The following is an 18,860-nucleotide window of genomic DNA, read 5'->3' as shown; positions in this document are numbered from 1 at the left end:
GAGGAGAAAAATAATGACATTCACAGTGGCAGATATCAAGCGCGATATCAAAGAGAAAAACGTTACCTTCCTACGTCTTATGTTTACAGACATCATGGGAGTGATGAAAAACGTAGAAATTCCAGCAACTGATGAGCAGGTCGAAAAGGTTTTGTCAAATAAGGTCATGTTTGATGGTTCATCTATTGAAGGATTTGTTCGTATCAATGAATCAGATATGTATCTTTACCCAGACTTGGATACATGGACTATCTTCCCTTGGGGTGATGAAAATGGCCGTGTAGCTGGCTTGATTTGTGATATTTATACAACAGATGCTAAGCCTTTTGCTGGTGACCCACGTGGAAATTTGAAGAAATCGCTTCGTCACATGGAAGAGGCAGGTTTCTCTTCATTCAACCTTGGTCCAGAACCAGAATTCTTCCTCTTTAAGATGGACGAACAAGGAAATCCAACGCTTGAAGTAAATGATAAAGGTGGTTACTTTGACCTCGCACCAACGGACTTGGCTGATAATACACGTCGCGAAATCGTCAATGTCTTGACAGAGATGGGCTTTGAAGTTGAAGCGAGCCATCACGAAGTGGCAGTAGGTCAGCATGAAATTGACTTCAAATATGCGGATGTCTTAAAAGCTTGTGACAATATTCAAATCTTCAAGTTAGTTGTTAAAACAATTGCTCGTAAGCATGGTATGTATGCGACATTTATGGCCAAGCCTAAGTTTGGTATTGCTGGCTCAGGTATGCACTGCAACATGTCACTCTTTGATAAGGATGGGAATAATGCCTTCTTTGATCCAGAAGATCCTCGCGGTATGCAGCTGTCTCAAACTGCTTACCATTTCCTTGGTGGTTTGATTAAGCATGCTTATAACTATACTGCTATTACAAACCCGACAGTGAACTCTTACAAGCGTTTGGTTCCAGGCTTTGAAGCTCCTGTGTATATTGCTTGGGCTGGTAAAAACCGCTCACCATTGGTTCGCGTACCTGCATCACGTGGAATGGGAACTCGTTTGGAATTGCGTTCGGTTGATCCAACTGCCAACCCATACTTAGCTATGGCAGTTCTATTGGAAGTTGGCTTGGAAGGTATTCAAAATAAAATTGAAGCACCAGCACCAGTAGAATCTAATATCTATGCAATGTCTGATGAGGAGCGTCGTGAAGCAGGTATCACTGATCTTCCTTCAACTCTTCACAATGCATTGAAAGCTCTTCGTGAAGACGAGGTAGTTCGTGCAGCTCTAGGTGATCATATCTATACGAATTTCTTGGAAGCTAAGAAAATCGAATGGGCAAGCTACGCAACCTATGTTTCTCAATGGGAAATCGACAACTATTTAGATATGTATTAAACAAAGGACCCCGACGGGTCCTTTGTTCACGAGCCGAGAAATTGGAAAACGAGTAATGGTCCGGTGGAGTGAAACAGTCTGGGAAGAGACTGTTTCAGCCCGAGCTCAGAAATAGCAGGGCGAGGGAATGAACATGAGCTTGAAAACCAGATAGCGAATTAGGACCCCGACGGGTCCTTTGTTCATGAGCTTGAAAATTAGAGAGCGAGTAATGGTCCAGTGGAGTGAAGTAGTCTGGGAAGAGACTGTTTCAGCCTGAGCTAAGAAATATAAGGAATGAGCTTGATAACGGTCTTTTCTAATCTGGGTTAACTTGTTAATATAAATTAAATCCCAGAGATTTCACCTCTGGGATTTTAGTGTGTTATTGATCAGGTGTGAGAATCATTGGGATAATGATTGGCTCACGTTCTGTTTTTTCGTAAAGGAATGGTCTTAGCGCGTTAACGATGGCTCCGTTGACCGTTTGGATATTGGCATCTTTATTGCGCATGGCAATTCGGATAGCGTTGAAAAGGACGCGTTGGCTTTCGCGGATGAGGTCTCCAGATTCACGCATGTAGATGAAACCACGGCTGAGGATATCTGGACCTGCCAGAATCATCTTGGATTTGAAGTCAACGGTAGCAACAGCTAGTACAACACCGTCTTCTGAGAGGTCACGACGGTCTTTGAGGACAGCTGCGCCGATTTCACCGATACGGTTTCCGTCCACATAGATGTCCTGAGCGTTGAATTTGCCTGCTAGGCGGGCAGAATCCTTGGTCAGAGCTAGGACATCACCGTTTTCCATGATGAAGATGTTGTCTTTTGGCACGCCAGTATCAACAGCTAGGCTGGCATGGATTTTTTGCATGCGGTATTCGCCATGGACAGGCATGAAGTATTTTGGCTTGATTAGGCGGAGCATGAGTTTTTGCTCTTGCTGGCCGCCGTGCCCAGAGGTATGGATGTTGTTAATCTTGCCGTGAATGACGTCAACACCGGCTTCAATCAAGATATTAATCAGCTTGTTGACACCTGTGGTATTTCCCGGAATAGGACTGGACGAGAAGATGACCGTGTCGCCTGGCTGGAGTTGCACCTGACGGTGGGTGCCGTGGGCGATGCGGGAGAGGGCAGCCATAGGCTCACCCTGGCTACCTGTACAGAGAATCATAATCTCGCTGGCAGGATATTCTTTGATCTCGTTTGGCTCGATGAAGGTATCCTTAGGCACCTTGATATAGCCGAGCTCGATACCATTAACAATGGCCTTTTCCATGGAGCGTCCAAAGACAGCAATTTTGCGGCCGGTCTTAACAGCGGCATCTGCAGCTTGTTGCAGGCGGAAGATGTTGGAGGCAAAGGAAGCAAAGATGATACGTCCGTGAATGCCTTCAATCAATTTCATAATGGATTGACCGACCACTTTTTCCGAGTTGGTAAAGGTTGGGACTTCGGCGTTGGTAGAGTCGGAGAGGAGGCAGAGAACGCCTTCTTCACCGAGAGCAGCCATGCGATGTAAATCAGCAGGCTCACCAACAGGCGTGAAGTCGAACTTAAAGTCACCGGTACAGACGATTTTCCCTTGAGGGGTGTCAACGACGATACCGAGTGGCTCTGGAATGGAGTGGGTGGTGCGGAAGAAGCTGACTTTGAGGTGCTTGAAGGTCAACTCAGTCTTGTGGTTGATTTCATGCAAGGTTGCGTCACGAAGCAGTCCGTGCTCTTCCAATTTGCCACGGATAAGGGCAAGGGCTAATGGACCTGCATAGATTGGGACATTGGCCTGCTTGAGCAAGAAGGGAATGCCTCCGATGTGGTCTTCGTGCCCGTGGGTAATGACCAGACCTTTAACACGGTCTAGGTTTTCAACGATGTAGGAGTAGTCTGGGATAACGTAGTCGATACCCAATAGGTCATCTTCTGGGAACTTGATACCGGCATCGACGATGAGAATTTCATCCTTATACTCGATACCGTAGGTATTTTTCCCGATTTCTCCCAAACCACCGATGGCGAATACGCCAACTTCATGAGGTTTTAGATTGACTGATGACATGGATTAAAACTCCGTAATTTTGAAATCTGCGTGCTCTTTCTCGTATTCGAGGTGCTTATCAGAGAGAAGGTCTACAAATTCGACATTGTAGGCTGGGAATTTGGTTTCAACCAATTCTTTAACTTTAATACGTCCGTCCAATTCAGAAGTAGCGTCCACTTCCACATAGAGAACTTGAGTTTGTTCACGGCGTGGGCTGGTCTTTGTTTCTTGATAGAATACTTTATAAATCATGTGTAGTATAGTTCCTTTCTTTTTGACTGGCAACTATGAAAAAAGCCCCAAACAGTTGGGTATGTTTGGTAATGTCTATTCAATTTTCTCGAGTTGTCAATTTATTCAGTCTAAATGTACTCTTCATTATACCATAAAATATGCTGATGGTAAAAGGGTTTGGTAGGAAAATGGAAAAGTGTCGTGATTTTCAGAAACAAACAGTCATTTGGCAGAATAATAAGCAAAATTGACAAAAATATATTTGGATAGTATAATAAATGAAAACGGAATTTTCAATGTATCAAGAGAGGGGATGAGTCATGGGTATAGTACCACAAATGGGTTTAGGGGAGTTTTATCGAGAACTCCGTGGTTCTCGCTTGGTCAAACAAAAGGATGTTGTCGGTGGAGACTTTACAGCAGCCCAGCTATCACGCTTTGAGTCGGGCAAGTCTATGTTGGCAGCGGATAAGTTGATTGTAGTTGTCGAGGGTATTAACATGACCATGGAAGAATTTACTTACAAATACCATGGATATAAAGAAGCACCTCATATCGAGCTGGCCAATCTCATCTCAGATTTGTATTACCAGCAGGACAAAGAAGCTTTGAAAGCTTTATTAACATCAGATTTGTTAGCAGATGAAGGAGAACTTTACTCTCGGCTTAATGCTATTGTTATCAAGGTCGCTTTAGTCGCTTTAGAAGGGATAGATAATGTTGAAGAAGAAGATAGGCAATATTTGGCAGACTATCTCTTCGCTATTGAGGAGTGGACAAGTTTTGAGCTTTATCTATTTATGAATGCACAGATGTTGTTGAATAATCGGATGTTATTGTATTTTGCTCATGACTTATGTAAGGAAGAAAAATCTTTTAATAAACTTAGGAAACATCAGGAACTTATAAAATCTACGTTACTCAATACGATTTCGGAATTATTTGATAGAGGAATATACTCTCAAGTTTCCTATTACTTAGATAAAATGGAGTCTATGATTAGTTTTAAAGATACCTTTGTAAAGATAATGGCTCGCTATTATCGTCTGCTATTGGACTATATCGAAAATGGTCGTTCAGACAAAGAAAAAGAGATAATCGAAACCTACATTCAATCTATACAGGAATTGATAGATGATCAGACAGCTTCGATTATCCGGGTTCATTTTTTAAGATTTGAGTCTTAAAAATAAGAAGTTAGGAGAATGGGGACAGGATTGGATAATGGGTCAATAACGATTGGAATTGATAGCAACAAAGCGAGTACAATAATTGATATATTCTTTTTCATAGAACGCACCTCTTTTTCTTTTTAGTATAGCACAACATTTTATTTGTTAAAATGACTTACATATTTGTAAGTTTAAAAAATTGACTTACAGATTTGTAAGTGGACTTTATTTCGTTTTGAAGATGATACAATGTAGATGTACTATAAAAAAGATAGGAGTAGTTTTATGAAAAAGAAGTTCTTAGCAGTTACTATGCTGTTTTCATTGGTTTTTCCAGCTTCTTTAGTGTTTGCTGAGTCTCATGGAGACCACTCTAGTCACGGAGACCATTCTGAGGCTGTTGTTATTAGTGAAATGGCTGAAGGTCAGTTGATTGTGGAGCAACAAATAGAGGTTGCAGCACAGACGGAGCCTCTATATAGTTTTGAAGAAATCTTAGATCTACCAAATGAGGCTTTTCCGAATGCGACTCCTGATGAGGTGGAGAGTATTAAAGGTATGATTGAAGCCACTATGGATTACAATCATTCTGATATGAAGGTACCGTTATCAATGGTATATATTGATAAGACCGCAGAAAATTCAGATGCAATTCTTTCAGGCGGTGGTCTTCCATACTGTTTAGATAATAATGGTTGGGGATACCAAAATTTTATTACCTCAGATTGTAACATAGCTATGGCAGTTGTTAGCCAATGTGTTTATGAATCTATCATTAAGAATCCCAATTTGCGTTACTGTAGAGCGGATTTATATAGAAATTGTTCTCCTAGGATTGGTCACAGTCCATATTGGCATAGACATTAATAAATGTGTTTGTATAAAATTAGAAGGAGTTGCAGGTTGATTCAAAAAATACTAAGACTGTTTGGGCTTGTTAGTTGTCTTCTTGCCTTGGTTTGTGCGGTGTTATTTAGAGAGGGGCTGGTTTCCAATCCACTTGGTCAATTTTCGGGTTTTCCACTTAACCACCAGCATACAGGTTGGGGAACATCGCGTTATTATCCCAACATTGATCCGACAGCAAAGCCGACTCAGGAGGTCAGAGTTGCTATCATTGACTCTGGTATAAGGGAAGAAGCGGTAGATGAGTTTTATGTTGAGGATATGCAAGTTTTTTCCACTTCAACCTCTGTCTTTGATACCATTGGTCACGGGACAAAGATTGCCAGTATCATTGGTGCTAAGAATAATCATGTGCTAACGCTGGGATTGAGCCCGGAAGCAAGATTGTTTTCCTACAAGGTAACGGATGATGACGGGACGATAAAAAATGACTACCTTGTCAAAGCTGTTCAGCAGGCTATTGAAGATCATGTTGATGTTGTGAATCTGAGTATGGTGGTGACCAATCCAAGTAAAGAATTGGAAGATGTGGTTGAAGCCTACCTTCAACAAGGTGGCTATATGGTTGTCCCAGCTTATGATTTGAAAAAGGTAGAGGCCCTAAACCCTCTTTTGACGATTGAAGGGGTTGTCTCCGTAGGTACCTACAATGAATTTTTTACGTTATTGAATCCGCAGGAAGAGATTGCTTACTACGCACCGTACTCTCAAGAAACGCTGTCAATGGAAAACAGGATTGTACGAAGCGAGGGTTCCTCTTTTAGCACGGCCTTTGTTTCGGGGACAATTGCCCACTTGCTCTCCGTCGGACAAACCGATGCAGAAATCACCAAGCAACTAGATGACTTTTTTAGTGCACGGTCTGTGAAGAGCAAGCAGTCTCCATTGTTGGCTGGTTATGAAACGCATCAAGCTTTGGTAAATAACAGCTACACAGTGCTCTCTCTATCTCTGATAGGTCTTCTTGTTTTCCAGACAATCCTAGGGATACTCACCGCGAGAAAAGAGAGTGAGGTGCGGGGTGCTTATATGCGGTACATCGTTGTAACGGACGTGTTACTGGTTATTCTTGCCTTGTTAATTTTGCCGACTCAAATGTGAGGTGTTAGATGGAATTAATTTCAATTGTGTTCGTTGTCCTTATTGTTGGAGTTCAAGTCTATTTTTCGACAAGGTACTTTGCTAAGGCTACTTCCAAGCTACAAAAAGGATTTGTCGTCGTAACGTCCCTCTTTCAAATTGTATTTTCAATCTGGTTGATGCTGTTTGTTACACTGGGATATTTCGGTAGTATTCATTTTTGATGAGATTTTTTTGCCTCCTATACTCATAGGAGGTTTTCTATATTTGAAAAATTCCCCAAGTTAGCATACAATAGAAGGTAGTATTGTAAGGAAAGAGAAAAAGATGAAAATACTTGCTTTAGACAGCTCCAATCAGGCCCTGTCGGTTGCCTTGGTGGAGGACGGTCGTTTGCAGGCGGAAACCCTGCTGGCCGTCAAGAAAAATCATAGTATCAGCCTCATGCCTGTGGTCGATTTTTTGGTGGCACAGGTGGGCTGGACGCCCAAAGACTTGGAGCGGATTGTGGTCGCTCAGGGGCCTGGCTCCTACACGGGTCTGCGGGTGGCGGTGGCGACTGCCAAGACCTTGGCCTACACCCTCAAGATCGACTTGGTGGGGCTATCTAGTCTTCAGTCCCTGGTTCCACCTAGCCTGACGGGTCTGGTGGTGCCCCTCATCGATGCCCGCCGGAACTGCGTCTATGCAGGTGTTTATGAAAATGGCAGAGCAGTCGAGGCAGACCACTACTGGTCTTTTGAAGACTTGCTTTCTAGCCTGTCTGGTAAGGAAAATATCACCTTTGTTGGAGAAGTTGAGAACTTTAAGGAGCAAATCGAGCAAGTTCTGCCAGCTGCCCATTACCAAACTAGTCTGCCGTCTGCCTATCAACTGGCGGTGATTGGTCAAGACTTGCCAGCAGTAGATGTCACCAGCTTTGAACCCAACTATCTCAAGCGAGTAGAGGCAGAGGAGAACTGGCTCAAGGACAACCAAGCTGGCTCAGAAAGTTATATCAAACGTGTATGATAGAGATTAAACACTACGACGGTCAGGAAAATCTGGCGGAGGCTGTTTTGGCAGTTATGCAGTCGGTTTATGAGCAGTCTCCATGGACCTTGGAACAGATTGCCTCCAGTATGGCTAGTCAGGATGAGGATTATTATCTGGCCTATGAGGGTCAGGAATTAGTCGGATTTTTGGCTGTGCAGACGGTGCTGGATGAGATGGAAATCTTGCAGATTGCTGTCAAGGCTGATTTTCAGAGGTTGGGAATCGCCAGTCAACTGATGGCTGCTGTGATGGACTGGGATGGAGACATCTTCCTCGAAGTGAGGGAGTCCAATAGTGCAGCTCAGGCCCTCTATACACGCCAGCATTTTACCAAAATAGGAAAACGAAAAGACTACTACCGCCATCCTGTCGAGGACGCGGTGATAATGAAGAGAGAACGTGATGAAAGATAGATTGATTTTGGCGATCGAGACCTCCTGTGACGAGACCTCGGTGGCTGTTTTGCGAAATGACGCGGAGCTTTTATCCAATGTCATTGCCAGTCAGATTGCCAGCCACCAGCGGTTTGGCGGGGTGGTACCTGAAGTGGCCAGCCGTCACCATGTGGAAGTGATTACGGCCTGTATCGAGGAGGCCTTGTTGGAGGCGGAAGTGATGGCAGAGGACTTGACGGCTGTGGCTGTGACCTATGGGCCTGGCTTGGTTGGTGCCCTGTTGGTCGGGATTTCAGCTGCCAAGGCATTTGCTTGGGCTAATGGTTTGCCGCTCATTCCTGTCAACCACATGGCAGGGCATTTGATGGCGGCGCGTGCGGTCAAGGAGTTGGAGTTTCCACTTTTGGCTCTTTTGGTCAGCGGTGGGCACACGGAGTTGGTCTATGTGTCAGAGGCAGGCGACTACAAAATCGTCGGTGAAACGCGGGATGATGCGGTCGGAGAGGCCTATGACAAGGTGGGGCGGGTCATGGGTCTGCCCTATCCAGCTGGTCGGGTGATTGATGAGTTGGCACATGAGGGGCAGGACATTTATAACTTCCCACGGGCTATGATCAAGGAAGATAACTTAGAGTTTTCTTTCTCAGGACTCAAATCTGCCTTTATCAACCTCTACCACAATGCCCAGCAAAAAGGGGAAAGCTTGTCTAATGCGGACCTGTCAGCTTCCTTCCAAGCCTGTGTTATGGATATTCTCATGGCTAAGACCAAGAAGGCCTTGGAGCAATACCCTGTCAAGACCTTGGTCGTAGCGGGCGGTGTAGCAGCCAATCAGGGCTTGCGAGAGCGGTTGGCGGCTGAAATCACGGATGTGGAGGTTATTATTCCCCCGCTTCGCCTCTGCGGTGACAATGCAGGTATGATTGCCTTGGCAGCCGTTAGTGAATACAACAAGGAAAACTTTGCTGGCTGGGATTTGAATGCCAAGCCTAGTTTGGCTTTTGAGAATTTGTAAGAAGGAAGGGGGGCTGGGCTCAAGCCCGGCGCCACTTCTCAGAGTTCGTGTCAACATCTCAGCGCAGTGGTTGATTGGGTTTAACAGTCCAGTGGACTGTTAAAGGTTGGAGATAAGATTTGCGAAGCAAATCTCAGCAATTCGTGTCTTACACTCCAAATCCGACCTTTACTATTGTTGCGAACAGAGTTTGCCTTATTTCCAACCTCAAACTGTCTCCCAGACAGTTTGAGCTGTGCGGGGGTGGGAGTAAAATAGTCCAGTGGACTATTTTAGCCCGAACCTACTGTTTGGAAGTGAGGGGAACTCTTTTTTAGACCAGTCGAGTTCTTTCTCACTCCCTTTTTCTATTGACGGAGGGGGGCTGGTCCTCTATACTAGAATGATATAACCTGATTTCAAAGGAGAGAAGATGAAAAAACAGGATTTTCGTGAGGGCTTGCGGGATGCCATTCCCACAGCTCTAGGCTATGCCAGTATCGGTCTAGCTTGCGGTGTCGTTTCGGTTAATTCAGGCATTTCTTCAGTGGAAATGGCTTTGATGAGCCTCTTGGTCTATGCAGGGAGTGCCCAATTTGTCATGTGTGCCATGATTTTGGCAGGTGCTCCCTTGTTGTCGATTGCGGTGACGGTTTTCTTTGTCAACCTGCGGAATTTTCTCATGTGCCTGCATACGACGACCATTTTTCAGGGAAATAGGCTGGGTTCCAACATCTTGATTGGCTCATTTTTAACAGATGAATCCTATGCGGTTCTCTTGCGGAAACACATTGAAGACAAGCAGATTGCCCCTAGCTGGATGTACGGCAACAACTTTGCTGGCTATGCTTCTTGGGTTACATTTACGACTCTAGGTAATCTGATTGGTGGTCTTATTCCAAATCCTGAGCAATTTGGGTTGGACTTTGCCTTGGTCGCTATGTTTGTCGGGATTTTCTCAGGGCAGTTGGAGGCTATGGCTCGGACTATTCCTTTGAAAAAAATCGGCTTGATTTTGCTGGCGGTTGGTCTGGCCTATGTCGGCCTGTCTGTGCTGGTATCGTCCTATGTGGCGGTGCTTCTGGCGACACTCTTGGGTTGTTTTGTGGGGGTGATGATTGATGATAAAAACTAGTATTCTACTGATTATTCTGGCGGCGGCCCTAGTGACCTGGGTACCACGCGTCCTGCCTTTTGTACTGACGCAGAACAAATCCCTGCCTCCAAAGTTGGTGAAATTTCTCAGCTTTCTACCCATTACCATTATCTTTGCCCTGACCCTGTCCAGCATCATGGACGAAGAGGTGGGCTCGCTCCCCAGCCTTCTCCCCGTCGAAAGTCTGGCCCTCATTCCGACATTTTTTGTGGTTTTGAAAACAAAAAATATCCTTTTAGCAGTCTTGGTTGGTGTTGTTACAACCGCGGTTTTACGTTTTATATTTTAGGAGGTTTTTATGGTAAAAGAAAATGCCAGAGGTGTGGTACTTTGTCTCGTCTTGGCTTTGGTGGGACAGTGGTTAGGTGGCTTGTTGCCATTGGTGGGTGGGCCTGTTTTTGCCCTTCTAATCGGGATGAGCCTACATTCCTACATTTCTAAGAAAAATGCCTTTCTGCCAGGCTTGACCTTTACCTCTAAGAAGATTTTGCAGTATGCGGTGATTTGTTTGGGATTTGGATTAAACTTATCTGCGGTCCTTGCAGTCGGTCGCCAATCTCTACCAATTATTCTGTCAACAATTAGTTTTGCCTTGTTTTTGGCATTTCTGATGTGGAAATGGTTGCCCATTTCATCTCATCTGGCGACCTTGATTGGCGTTGGGACTTCTATCTGTGGAGGTTCTGCTATTGCGGCGACGGCTCCCATTATCCAGGCGGATGATGAAGATGTAGCACAGGCTATCTCGGTCATCTTTCTCTTTAATGTCTTGGCAGCTTTGGTCTTTCCGACTTTGGCAACCTGGCTTGGGTTTTCGACAGATTCGGGTCAGGCCTTTGGGATGTTCGCCGGAACGGCGGTCAATGACACCTCGTCGGTCACCGCGACAGCAGCCACCTGGGATAGCCTTTACGCCCTGGGCAGTCAGACCTTGGACACGGCAGTGATGGTCAAGTTGACGCGTACCCTGGCCATTATTCCCATTACGACAGTTTTGGCGATTTGGAGGAGTCGAGGGAAGGGGGAGCAGGCAGACAAGAAGTCCCTCTTGGCAGTTTTTCCAACCTTCATTCTCTACTTTATCCTAGCCAGTCTGGTGACAACAATCGCGGGTCACTTTGGACTGGGTGCGGACATTTTTACTCCGCTCAAAACCCTGTCCAAGTTCCTCATTTGTATGGCCATGGCTGCTATTGGTTTGCGAACAGATGTCTTTTCTTTGGTGAAAAATGGCAGAGCTGCTCTCCTGGTCGGTTTAATTTGCTGGCTGGGAGTGACTGTGCTGACACTGGTTTGGCAGGCAATCTTAGGGATTTGGTGAATATAGTCTTTTAGTTTACTTTTAGTACTAGGCAACGAGCTGCAGACATAACTGAAGTTAGGCAAGGCGAGTTAACGAAGTAATAAAAGAGAAACTAAATGACGAGAAAACAGCCTTCTCTTGCGAGAGGCTATTTTTATTATTTCAATCTAAAGGTCTGCGGAGCTTTTTTCAGTAAAATCCAGTAGCCGATGCTGACATAGGTAATCATAGCTATGGAAATGAGTAGGAGGTACAAGTGACTGCCTATATCCAGCTTGATATTGAGATAGGCTACCCAGTAGAGAGCTCCACTGAGAAATTTATAGACTGGGTTGACAACCTCCATGTCCTTGGTAAAGGGTTGGAGAATATAGTAGATAAAGAGGTCGTGGAAGGAAAATAGGGCTGTTAGACTCAGCAGGAGCAGAGCAGTTAGGAGATAGGTTTCAATAGGTAGCTGCGCTCTAGTAAAGATGATGAGGGCCAATAATAGAGATCCAGAGAAGGCAGCATTTAATTTTACAGTTTGCAGAAAACGATAATGAAAGCCTGCAATAATGGTTTTTGCTTCGCGGTAAAATGGATAGTGGAGCATGGAAATATCGCAATTAACAAAGACCATCTGTGCGACAGCCTTACCCATGGAGGCGGCATACATGACCATGAAAGCAAAAGGCAGTCCCTCGATATAGTTGGTATTGCTTATCTGAATGTCATCTTTTGAAAACCAACGAATTCCTTCAATAAAAAGGACAATAGCCAAAAGACAACCCAAGCGAAAATGCAGTTTCTTCGTAAGGACAGAACGATAGCGGTCAAATAGCAGAGCGTTTAAGTAGGTCATGCCTGACAGATGGGACAGGTCTTTCCCTTTTTCTATACTAAGCTTAGCCTGCATCTGCAAACCTTGGCGAGTGTATTCGTTCCCTTTGGTCATCTCAAAAATCTTCTTATCCATTTGTAAGGACTGGTCCATACAATATTGAAGATAGTCTAGGTGGTTGGTCTGTTGCTTCAAATACTTATAACTAAACCAAATCAGCAAGACCTGACAGGCAAGGACGGGCAGTAAAAAGATGGGCGACAGATGATTGCGGAAAAGGATAAGGCAGGCAATAGCTGCTAGACCAGTACCCAAGATAACCCAGTATTGCCAAGAATTACGGCGGGATAGAATCTGACGATTAAAAAACCAGCGGTTGAGAGCCTGTCCAGCAAAGCTTCCTGCTGGAATGGTCAGTAATCCTAGAGGCAGATAGAGCCAATTTCCTGACAGGCTAGAAAAAATCAGCAGGGCAGGCAGGTAGAACAGACTGGTGATAATGGGCTCTACAAAGAGTTGACTCTGGAGAAAACTAGATTGGGAAAGTCCAAAATTTTGCATGAATTCCCGCTCGGACTTGGCGATAAAAGGCTCAAATCCCTTGCCAAACCGATAGGCATAGCCAACAAAGACCAGCCAAATGGAAAAGCCTAGAAGCCAGGTCCCTGGAAGAATATTCCAAAAGGTCAATTCCTCACTGGCTAAGATATTCATCCAAAAGGAAGCAAAGTAGAAATTCAAGGCCAGCCACAAACCCTTGACAAGAAAGCGACTGGGAATAGAAAAGATATGCAGGACCAAAAAGAGACTCGACTTAAAACTGTAAGACTTGAAAATACTCTCTGGAATACTCTTGCCCACAAGTGGCAGTTTTCGCAAGTAGTAGAAAAATCCGTTGACGGTCCGATAGAGGTTGTACTTTTCCTGATACCAAAAATAACGTAGGATTGTTTTCATAAGCTCCTCCTAATCTGCTGTCAAGAGGGCAACCACTTCCTGTTCAAAGTCAGGGTCGTGGAGCTTGTCACTCGGAACAGCCTGTAATTCTTGGTGATGGAGCAAAACAATCTCGTCGCAGAGATCCTGAGCCAGTTGTAGAATATGGGTTGAAAAGATAATGACGGAATCCTTCTTAGCCTCCCGAATCAGCTGTTTAAACTCGTGGGCAGCCACTGGGTCAAAGGAAGTCAGTGGCTCATCCAAGAGCAGGACAGGAGGTTGAACAATCAAAGACAGGAGTAACTGGACCTTGTTCTGCATACCGTGGGAAAAGTCCTTGAGTAGACGGTGCTGGTCTTCTTCTCCGATACCGACTAAGTTCAGCCATTCTTCTGGACTGCGAGGAGATTTGAGCTTATCCTTGTGGATATCCATATAGAAACGGACAAACTCGTAAGCCGTCATAAAGGCAGGCAGTTGCGGATAGGTCTGGGTAAAACCAATGTCCGTATTATCGTAGTCAAGAGTTTCTTCGCCTTTCACAAACTGAATCGAGCCACCATCCAAGGTCAGATTGCGGGCAATGCAGTTGAACAGGGTTGTCTTACCAGCTCCGTTCCGCCCTAGCAAACCGTAAATCTTGCCTTGTTCGAAGGTAAAGGAAGTATCTTCCAAAATGATTTTATGGTCAAATTTCTTGGAAACAGAAGATAATTTCAGTTGCATAGCCAATCTCCTTTTTGTTATATTGTTATGGCTTTATCATACAATAAAAAACAAAAAAATTCAAGCAGTTTTCGGAAAAATAAAATGGATTTATAGATTATATTATCAGACGAGTAGGCCTTTTTTAGTTGTATAGTTTATGGTTTTCTCGACATAATTATAACCTTTTATTTTGAAATGTTTCTATATGGAAAATAATAAGAAACTGATGATTTTTAGAATAAACAAGAAAATTCCAAAAAATGTTGACGCTTTCATTTTTCTTGTGTATAATAAGTTTACAAAATAAAATTTAGGCATGTGACTGGTAAAGCAGGCAGGACCTTTATAGAACGACACTTATTTTTGAGGTGCCGTACTATAGGGGTCCTTTGTTTTTTGGTTAAATGCCAAAAGGAGTGTCCTATGGATTACAAACAAACAGCCAAAGAAATTGTGGCAAATATTGGTGGTAAAGAAAATGTTGCACACCTAGAACATTGCTCGACTCGCTTGCGTTTTACATTAATTGATAATACAAAAGCAAATATCGAGATACTGGAGAAAATTGAGGGGGTTATGGGAGTACGGCAAAATGCACAAACTCAAATCATTATCGGAAACGAGGTAAATGAAGTCTTTGCGGAAGTTCAACCGCTAGTCGGAGATTTAGCAGACAATCTCTCGACAAATAGGAAACAAGCACAAAGTTGGGGGGCAATTTTTCTAGATTTTCTGGTTGCTGTATTCCAACCAGTAGTACCCGCGGTAGCAGGAGGTGGAGTTCTAAAATCAGTTTTGATGTTGTTGGCATGGATTGGATGGCTGAATAAGGAATCTGCTGCCTATACTATTTTCAACCAGATTGGAGATGCTCCTCTTTACTTCTTACCTATTTTAGTGGCTTATAACACGGCTAAAAAATTACGTGCTAATGAATTAGTTGCCGCAGCAGCTGTAGGAGCGTTACTTTTGCCAAATGTAACGGCAATGTTGGCGGAGGGTACGCAGTTATTTGGAGTTACTATTCAGAATATTTCCTATCCTTATCAGGTTTTTCCAGCAATTCTGTCAACTTTATTCTTTGCTTCAATGGAAAAAGTCTTGACTAAATATACTCCAAAACCAATTCGGATTTTCTTTGTACCGATGGTGGCCTTAGCCATCACAGTGCCAGTGACCCTCCTTGTATTAGGTCCGCTAGGGTTTAACTTAGGTCAATTATTAGCAACAGCGGTAGTTGCTCTTCATAATACTCTTGGTTGGTTGGCTACGGGTATTCTAGCAGCAATCCTTCCGTTTATGGTAGTAACAGGAATGCACAAAGCTATGTTGCCTTATGCGATTGAAGCAATGAAAGCTGGTTTTGAAACATTGTATTTACCAGCATCACTTGTTCACAATATATCAGAATCAGGAGCTACTTTTGCGGTTGCCTTAAAAACAAAGAATAGTAAAATGCGTGCTACCGCCGTTTCAGCAGGTATTTCTGCCCTATTTGGTATTACAGAACCGGCTCTTTATGGTGTGACTATTCAGAATCGTAAAGTACTTTATAGTGTTGTAGCTAGTTCATTCTTTGGTGGAATTGCGATCGGGCTCACCGCTTTGAAAGCATTTGCCTTGGTCGGACCAGGATTGGCAACCATGACTATGTATATTGATCCCAATGGTGGTTCAAACTTTATGAATGCTTGGATTGCTTTTGCAATTTCAATTGTTCTATCATTTGTTTTTACATATGTTACATTTAAAGACGAGAAACTTGAGGGATCTCAGGAAGAAAATAAAATAGCAACCATTTCATTTGGTTCTCCTGTAGATGGTGAACTTCTAGCTCTGGAGGATGTCAATGATTCTGTTTTTGCCTCAAAGCTTGTTGGTGATGGGGTTGCGATTAAACCGTCGAAGGGTATTGTTTATGCACCTGTTGCCGGAGAGGTATCCCTTGTATATGAAACAGGTCATGCGATTGCGATGAAAGCGGATAATGGTGCAGAAATTCTCTTTCATGTTGGAATTGATACCGTACAATTGGGAGGAAGAGGATTTTGTCCTAAGATTGAAACAGGTGCACTTGTCGCACCGGGAGATGTTCTGCTAGAGTTTGATATTTCGGTTATTCAAGAAGCTGGATATGATCCAACAGTGATGGCATTAGTGACCAATCAAAATGAGTATGATGTAGCTATTCAAAAAAATTCTGGACAGGTTGTTCATAATGAGGAAGTAATGCTTGTATCCAGGAAAGACGAGGTGAATTAAATGCAAGAATCAATTTTTCCTAAAGACTTCTTGTGGGGAGGTGCTGTAGCAGCTAATCAGGTTGAAGGAGCATGGAATGTAGGTGGAAAGGGCCTCTCAGTTGCTGATGTTTCTATCTATAAACCAAACGTGGATGTAAAAAATTATAAGGCTCATGTTGCAATCACTTCGCAAGATATTCAGAATGCAATTGAAGATCAGACAGCTACTCATTATCCGAAACGCAGAGGGATCGATTTCTATAACCGATATGAAGAGGATATTAATCTGTTTGCGGAAATGGGTTTCAATGCTTTTCGACTTTCAATTGCATGGACTCGTTTATTCCCAACTGGAAAAGAATTAGTACCTAATCAGGAAGGAATTGATTTTTATAAACGAGTATTTGCTAAGTTAGAGTCTGTTAATATCGAACCCATTGTCACTCTTTCTCATTATGAAATGCCCCTTTACCTTGCTGTAAGTAATAATGGTTGGGCTGATAGGGCAGTTGTAGATGATTTTGTACGTTTCTGCAATGCTTGTTATGACCATTTTCCGAATGTGAAATATTGGTTAACCTTCAATGAAGTAGACTCGATTGTCCGTCACCCCTTTACAACCGCAGGAATTATTCCAGATAAATGCGAAGAAGGAAAAGAATTAGAAATCATTTATCAAGCTCTTCATCACCAGTTGTTAGCTTCGGCGATTGTAACACGTGATTTGCATGAGACGCTTCCAGAAGCTAAGATGGGGTGTATGTTGACAAAGTTAGAAACATATGCTCGGACATGTGCACCAGAGGATGTTGAACGAACTTTTAAAAAGAACTTGGATAACCATTTCTATACAGATGTACAGGTTTTTGGGGAGTATCCACGCCTAATTCTTCGTCGGATGGAGCTTGAAGGAATAAACTTAAATATTCAGCCGGGAGATTTAGAGGTAATGAAGGAAAATACTGTTGACTTCGTGACCTTCTCCTACTATATGTCGATGACAGAGTCGGCTGATCCAAATGCTGAACGTACACCAGGAAATACAGTGCTTGGGGTAAAAAATCCTTATCTTCCTTCAACAGATTGGGGCTGGCAAATTGATCCCAAAGGATTAAAAATTTCACTTTTAGAATTATATGACCGCTATAACAAGCCGCTCATGATAGTAGAAAACGGTATAGGAGCAAGAGACATCCTTGAAGAAGATGGTACTATTCATGATCCTTACCGGATTGACTATTTCCGAGCTCATTTTGAGCAGATGCGTGAGGCAGTAAACGAAGGAGTAGATCTCGTTGGTTATACGAGTTGGGGATGCATTGACCTGGTTTCTGCAAGTACATCTCAAATGTCCAAACGGTATGGTTTTATATATGTAGATGCAGATGATGAAGGAAATGGAACCTATAATCGATTTAAAAAAGACTCATTTTACTGGTATCAAAAAGTTATCCGTTCAAATGGACTTGATTTAGATTAGAAGGATATGTTATAGTATAAATCAATTATTCAAAGTGGAGATACAAGATGATTATCAAAAAGGTATTGAACTCTAGTGTCGTTTTAGTCGATGATGAAGGAGTTGAAAAAATAGCCTTAGGAAAAGGGATTGGTTTTGGGAAGAAGCAAGGAGAGGTACTTGTAAATTCCAATATTGATAAGCTGTTTCAATCTGTAAATACTCCACAGTCCCAACATTTGTTAGGGTTACTAGAAGAAGTGCCAGCTACGTATTTTGATATAGCCAGAGATATTATTGAGTATGCAAAGCAAGTTTTAAATGTTCCGTTACAAGAGTCGTTGTGGATTGGTCTTACAGATCATATCTACTTTGCGGTGGAACGATTTGAAAAGGAACTTGTTTTTGAGAATAAGGTCTTATGGGAAATAAAGGCTTATTATAACAAAGAGTATCAGATTGGGTGTTATGCCATTCAACTCTTAAACCGAGTGCTTCATATATCTTTACCAGAGGCTGAAGCGGCAAATATTGCATTTCATTTTATAAATGCTCAACAGGGTTCGGATAAAAATGATGCTGGTCGTATTGCTAAATTGATAGGAGATTTAGAGACTCTTATACGCTATTCCTCGAATATACAAATTGTTTCAGATAGCTTGAGTTATCAACGCTTTGTAACTCATATTCGATTCTTTGTGGAACGATTTTTTGCTGATAGGATGCTTCAGGATGGAAACCAAATTTTATTTGATCAGATCTGTCAAACCATGCCCGAGGGAATGAAACAGGCTGTAAAGGTTCAAACATTCCTTGAGGAGCACTATCATAAAACAATTACCATTGATGAGTTGACCTATCTAGCCATTCATTTTGAACGTATTACTCGAAAAAAATGAGACAGACCCTGTATACTTGCTAAGTTGAAGCCTCCAAGAGATTTTCGGGGAAATAATAGTTAAGCCCACCTATAGGTGAAAAATAACCTTGTTCTAAGCAGAACAAGGTTATTTTTGTACAATAGAAT

General features: G+C 43.0%; 17 protein-coding genes. 13 read left to right on the top strand and 4 right to left on the bottom strand.

Annotated elements, in window-relative coordinates:
• Positions 1–13: 13 nt before the first annotated feature.
• Positions 14–1,360: a type I glutamate--ammonia ligase gene (glnA, locus tag P7J49_RS04075; protein ID WP_011921751.1), complete on the top strand. Its 1,347-nt coding sequence runs from the start codon at positions 14–16 to the stop codon at positions 1,358–1,360.
• Between the two features lie 364 nt (positions 1,361–1,724).
• On the opposite strand, the gene rnjA is transcribed toward glnA, so the two are convergent.
• Together rnjA and P7J49_RS04065 are read right to left on the bottom strand one after the other, a co-directional pair.
• Positions 1,725–3,404, bottom strand: a complete 1,680-nt coding sequence (gene rnjA / locus P7J49_RS04070; protein WP_125070047.1) for a ribonuclease J1 — start codon at positions 3,402–3,404, stop codon at positions 1,725–1,727.
• A gap of 3 nt (positions 3,405–3,407) precedes the next feature.
• Positions 3,408–3,638 (bottom strand): DNA-dependent RNA polymerase subunit epsilon, encoded by a 231-nt coding sequence (locus P7J49_RS04065; RefSeq protein WP_408569560.1) that lies wholly within the window; start codon positions 3,636–3,638, stop codon positions 3,408–3,410.
• A 302-nt stretch (positions 3,639–3,940) separates the two neighbouring features.
• Between P7J49_RS04065 and P7J49_RS04060 the strand changes: the two genes are divergently transcribed.
• The 9 genes from P7J49_RS04060 (at position 3,941) to P7J49_RS04020 (ending at position 11,679) form a co-directional block, all read left to right on the top strand.
• Positions 3,941–4,807, top strand: coding sequence for an Rgg/GadR/MutR family transcriptional regulator (locus tag P7J49_RS04060; protein WP_408569558.1), 867 nt, complete (start codon positions 3,941–3,943; stop codon positions 4,805–4,807).
• A 270-nt stretch (positions 4,808–5,077) separates the two neighbouring features.
• On the top strand, positions 5,078–5,659 hold the full coding sequence (locus tag P7J49_RS04055) for a hypothetical protein (protein ID WP_024377814.1): 582 nt from the start codon (positions 5,078–5,080) through the stop codon (positions 5,657–5,659).
• A gap of 36 nt (positions 5,660–5,695) precedes the next feature.
• Positions 5,696–6,799: a S8/S53 family peptidase gene (locus tag P7J49_RS04050; RefSeq protein WP_408569557.1), complete on the top strand. Its 1,104-nt coding sequence runs from the start codon at positions 5,696–5,698 to the stop codon at positions 6,797–6,799.
• Between the two features lie 306 nt (positions 6,800–7,105).
• Positions 7,106–7,789: a tRNA (adenosine(37)-N6)-threonylcarbamoyltransferase complex dimerization subunit type 1 TsaB gene (gene tsaB / locus P7J49_RS04045; RefSeq protein ID WP_408569555.1), complete on the top strand. Its 684-nt coding sequence runs from the start codon at positions 7,106–7,108 to the stop codon at positions 7,787–7,789.
• Positions 7,786–8,226, top strand: coding sequence for a ribosomal protein S18-alanine N-acetyltransferase (rimI, locus tag P7J49_RS04040; protein ID WP_408569554.1), 441 nt, complete (start codon positions 7,786–7,788; stop codon positions 8,224–8,226). The genes tsaB and rimI overlap by 4 nt, the downstream gene beginning before the upstream one ends.
• The gene (tsaD, locus tag P7J49_RS04035; RefSeq protein WP_408569552.1) at positions 8,216–9,223 is read left to right on the top strand and encodes a tRNA (adenosine(37)-N6)-threonylcarbamoyltransferase complex transferase subunit TsaD; all 1,008 of its coding nucleotides are present in this window, start codon (positions 8,216–8,218) and stop codon (positions 9,221–9,223) included. The genes rimI and tsaD overlap by 11 nt, the downstream gene beginning before the upstream one ends.
• 412 nt (positions 9,224–9,635) lie before the next feature.
• On the top strand, positions 9,636–10,337 hold the full coding sequence (locus P7J49_RS04030) for an AzlC family ABC transporter permease (protein WP_408569550.1): 702 nt from the start codon (positions 9,636–9,638) through the stop codon (positions 10,335–10,337).
• Positions 10,324–10,647 carry an AzlD domain-containing protein gene (locus P7J49_RS04025; RefSeq protein WP_408569548.1) on the top strand — a complete coding sequence of 108 codons (324 nt, stop codon included), beginning with the start codon at positions 10,324–10,326 and terminating at the stop codon, positions 10,645–10,647. Before P7J49_RS04030 ends, P7J49_RS04025 begins: the two co-directional genes overlap by 14 nt.
• A gap of 9 nt (positions 10,648–10,656) precedes the next feature.
• Positions 10,657–11,679, top strand: coding sequence for a YeiH family protein (locus P7J49_RS04020; protein ID WP_408569546.1), 1,023 nt, complete (start codon positions 10,657–10,659; stop codon positions 11,677–11,679).
• A 139-nt stretch (positions 11,680–11,818) separates the two neighbouring features.
• On the opposite strand, the gene P7J49_RS04015 is transcribed toward P7J49_RS04020, so the two are convergent.
• Positions 11,819–13,441, bottom strand: a complete 1,623-nt coding sequence (locus P7J49_RS04015; protein ID WP_408569544.1) for a hypothetical protein — start codon at positions 13,439–13,441, stop codon at positions 11,819–11,821.
• Between the two features lie 9 nt (positions 13,442–13,450).
• Positions 13,451–14,149: an ATP-binding cassette domain-containing protein gene (locus tag P7J49_RS04010; RefSeq protein ID WP_408569542.1), complete on the bottom strand. Its 699-nt coding sequence runs from the start codon at positions 14,147–14,149 to the stop codon at positions 13,451–13,453.
• A 405-nt stretch (positions 14,150–14,554) separates the two neighbouring features.
• Between P7J49_RS04010 and P7J49_RS04005 the strand changes: the two genes are divergently transcribed.
• From P7J49_RS04005 to P7J49_RS03995, 3 genes are read left to right on the top strand one after another with little or no spacing between them, the layout of a single operon-like run.
• Positions 14,555–16,393 carry a beta-glucoside-specific PTS transporter subunit IIABC gene (locus tag P7J49_RS04005; RefSeq protein ID WP_408569540.1) on the top strand — a complete coding sequence of 613 codons (1,839 nt, stop codon included), beginning with the start codon at positions 14,555–14,557 and terminating at the stop codon, positions 16,391–16,393.
• Positions 16,394–17,854 carry a glycoside hydrolase family 1 protein gene (locus tag P7J49_RS04000; RefSeq protein WP_408569538.1) on the top strand — a complete coding sequence of 487 codons (1,461 nt, stop codon included), beginning with the start codon at positions 16,394–16,396 and terminating at the stop codon, positions 17,852–17,854.
• Positions 17,855–17,901: 47 nt separating this feature from the next.
• Positions 17,902–18,732: a PRD domain-containing protein gene (locus P7J49_RS03995; protein WP_105128355.1), complete on the top strand. Its 831-nt coding sequence runs from the start codon at positions 17,902–17,904 to the stop codon at positions 18,730–18,732.
• The last annotated feature ends 128 nt before the right edge of the window (positions 18,733–18,860 follow it).

Origin of the sequence: Streptococcus suis, assembly GCF_046032515.1 — a bacterium.
Classification (GTDB): domain Bacteria; phylum Bacillota; class Bacilli; order Lactobacillales; family Streptococcaceae; genus Streptococcus; species Streptococcus suis_AL.
Note: the sequence above shows the minus strand (reverse complement) of the source record. Positions and strands in the feature narration are given on the sequence as shown.

Coding starts and splice junctions, on each gene's coding strand:
- tsaD (WP_408569552.1), top strand. CDS start 8,216: ATGAAAGATAGATTGATTTTGGCGATCGAGACCTCCTGTGACGAGACC.
- P7J49_RS04020 (WP_408569546.1), top strand. CDS start 10,657: ATGGTAAAAGAAAATGCCAGAGGTGTGGTACTTTGTCTCGTCTTGGCT.
- glnA (WP_011921751.1), top strand. CDS start 14: ATGACATTCACAGTGGCAGATATCAAGCGCGATATCAAAGAGAAAAAC.
- P7J49_RS04015 (WP_408569544.1), bottom strand. CDS start 13,441: ATGAAAACAATCCTACGTTATTTTTGGTATCAGGAAAAGTACAACCTC.
- P7J49_RS04010 (WP_408569542.1), bottom strand. CDS start 14,149: ATGCAACTGAAATTATCTTCTGTTTCCAAGAAATTTGACCATAAAATC.
- P7J49_RS04055 (WP_024377814.1), top strand. CDS start 5,078: ATGAAAAAGAAGTTCTTAGCAGTTACTATGCTGTTTTCATTGGTTTTT.
- P7J49_RS04025 (WP_408569548.1), top strand. CDS start 10,324: ATGATAAAAACTAGTATTCTACTGATTATTCTGGCGGCGGCCCTAGTG.
- P7J49_RS04060 (WP_408569558.1), top strand. CDS start 3,941: ATGGGTATAGTACCACAAATGGGTTTAGGGGAGTTTTATCGAGAACTC.
- P7J49_RS04000 (WP_408569538.1), top strand. CDS start 16,394: ATGCAAGAATCAATTTTTCCTAAAGACTTCTTGTGGGGAGGTGCTGTA.
- P7J49_RS04065 (WP_408569560.1), bottom strand. CDS start 3,638: ATGATTTATAAAGTATTCTATCAAGAAACAAAGACCAGCCCACGCCGT.
- tsaB (WP_408569555.1), top strand. CDS start 7,106: ATGAAAATACTTGCTTTAGACAGCTCCAATCAGGCCCTGTCGGTTGCC.
- P7J49_RS04030 (WP_408569550.1), top strand. CDS start 9,636: ATGAAAAAACAGGATTTTCGTGAGGGCTTGCGGGATGCCATTCCCACA.
- rimI (WP_408569554.1), top strand. CDS start 7,786: ATGATAGAGATTAAACACTACGACGGTCAGGAAAATCTGGCGGAGGCT.
- P7J49_RS04005 (WP_408569540.1), top strand. CDS start 14,555: ATGGATTACAAACAAACAGCCAAAGAAATTGTGGCAAATATTGGTGGT.
- rnjA (WP_125070047.1), bottom strand. CDS start 3,404: ATGTCATCAGTCAATCTAAAACCTCATGAAGTTGGCGTATTCGCCATC.
- P7J49_RS03995 (WP_105128355.1), top strand. CDS start 17,902: ATGATTATCAAAAAGGTATTGAACTCTAGTGTCGTTTTAGTCGATGAT.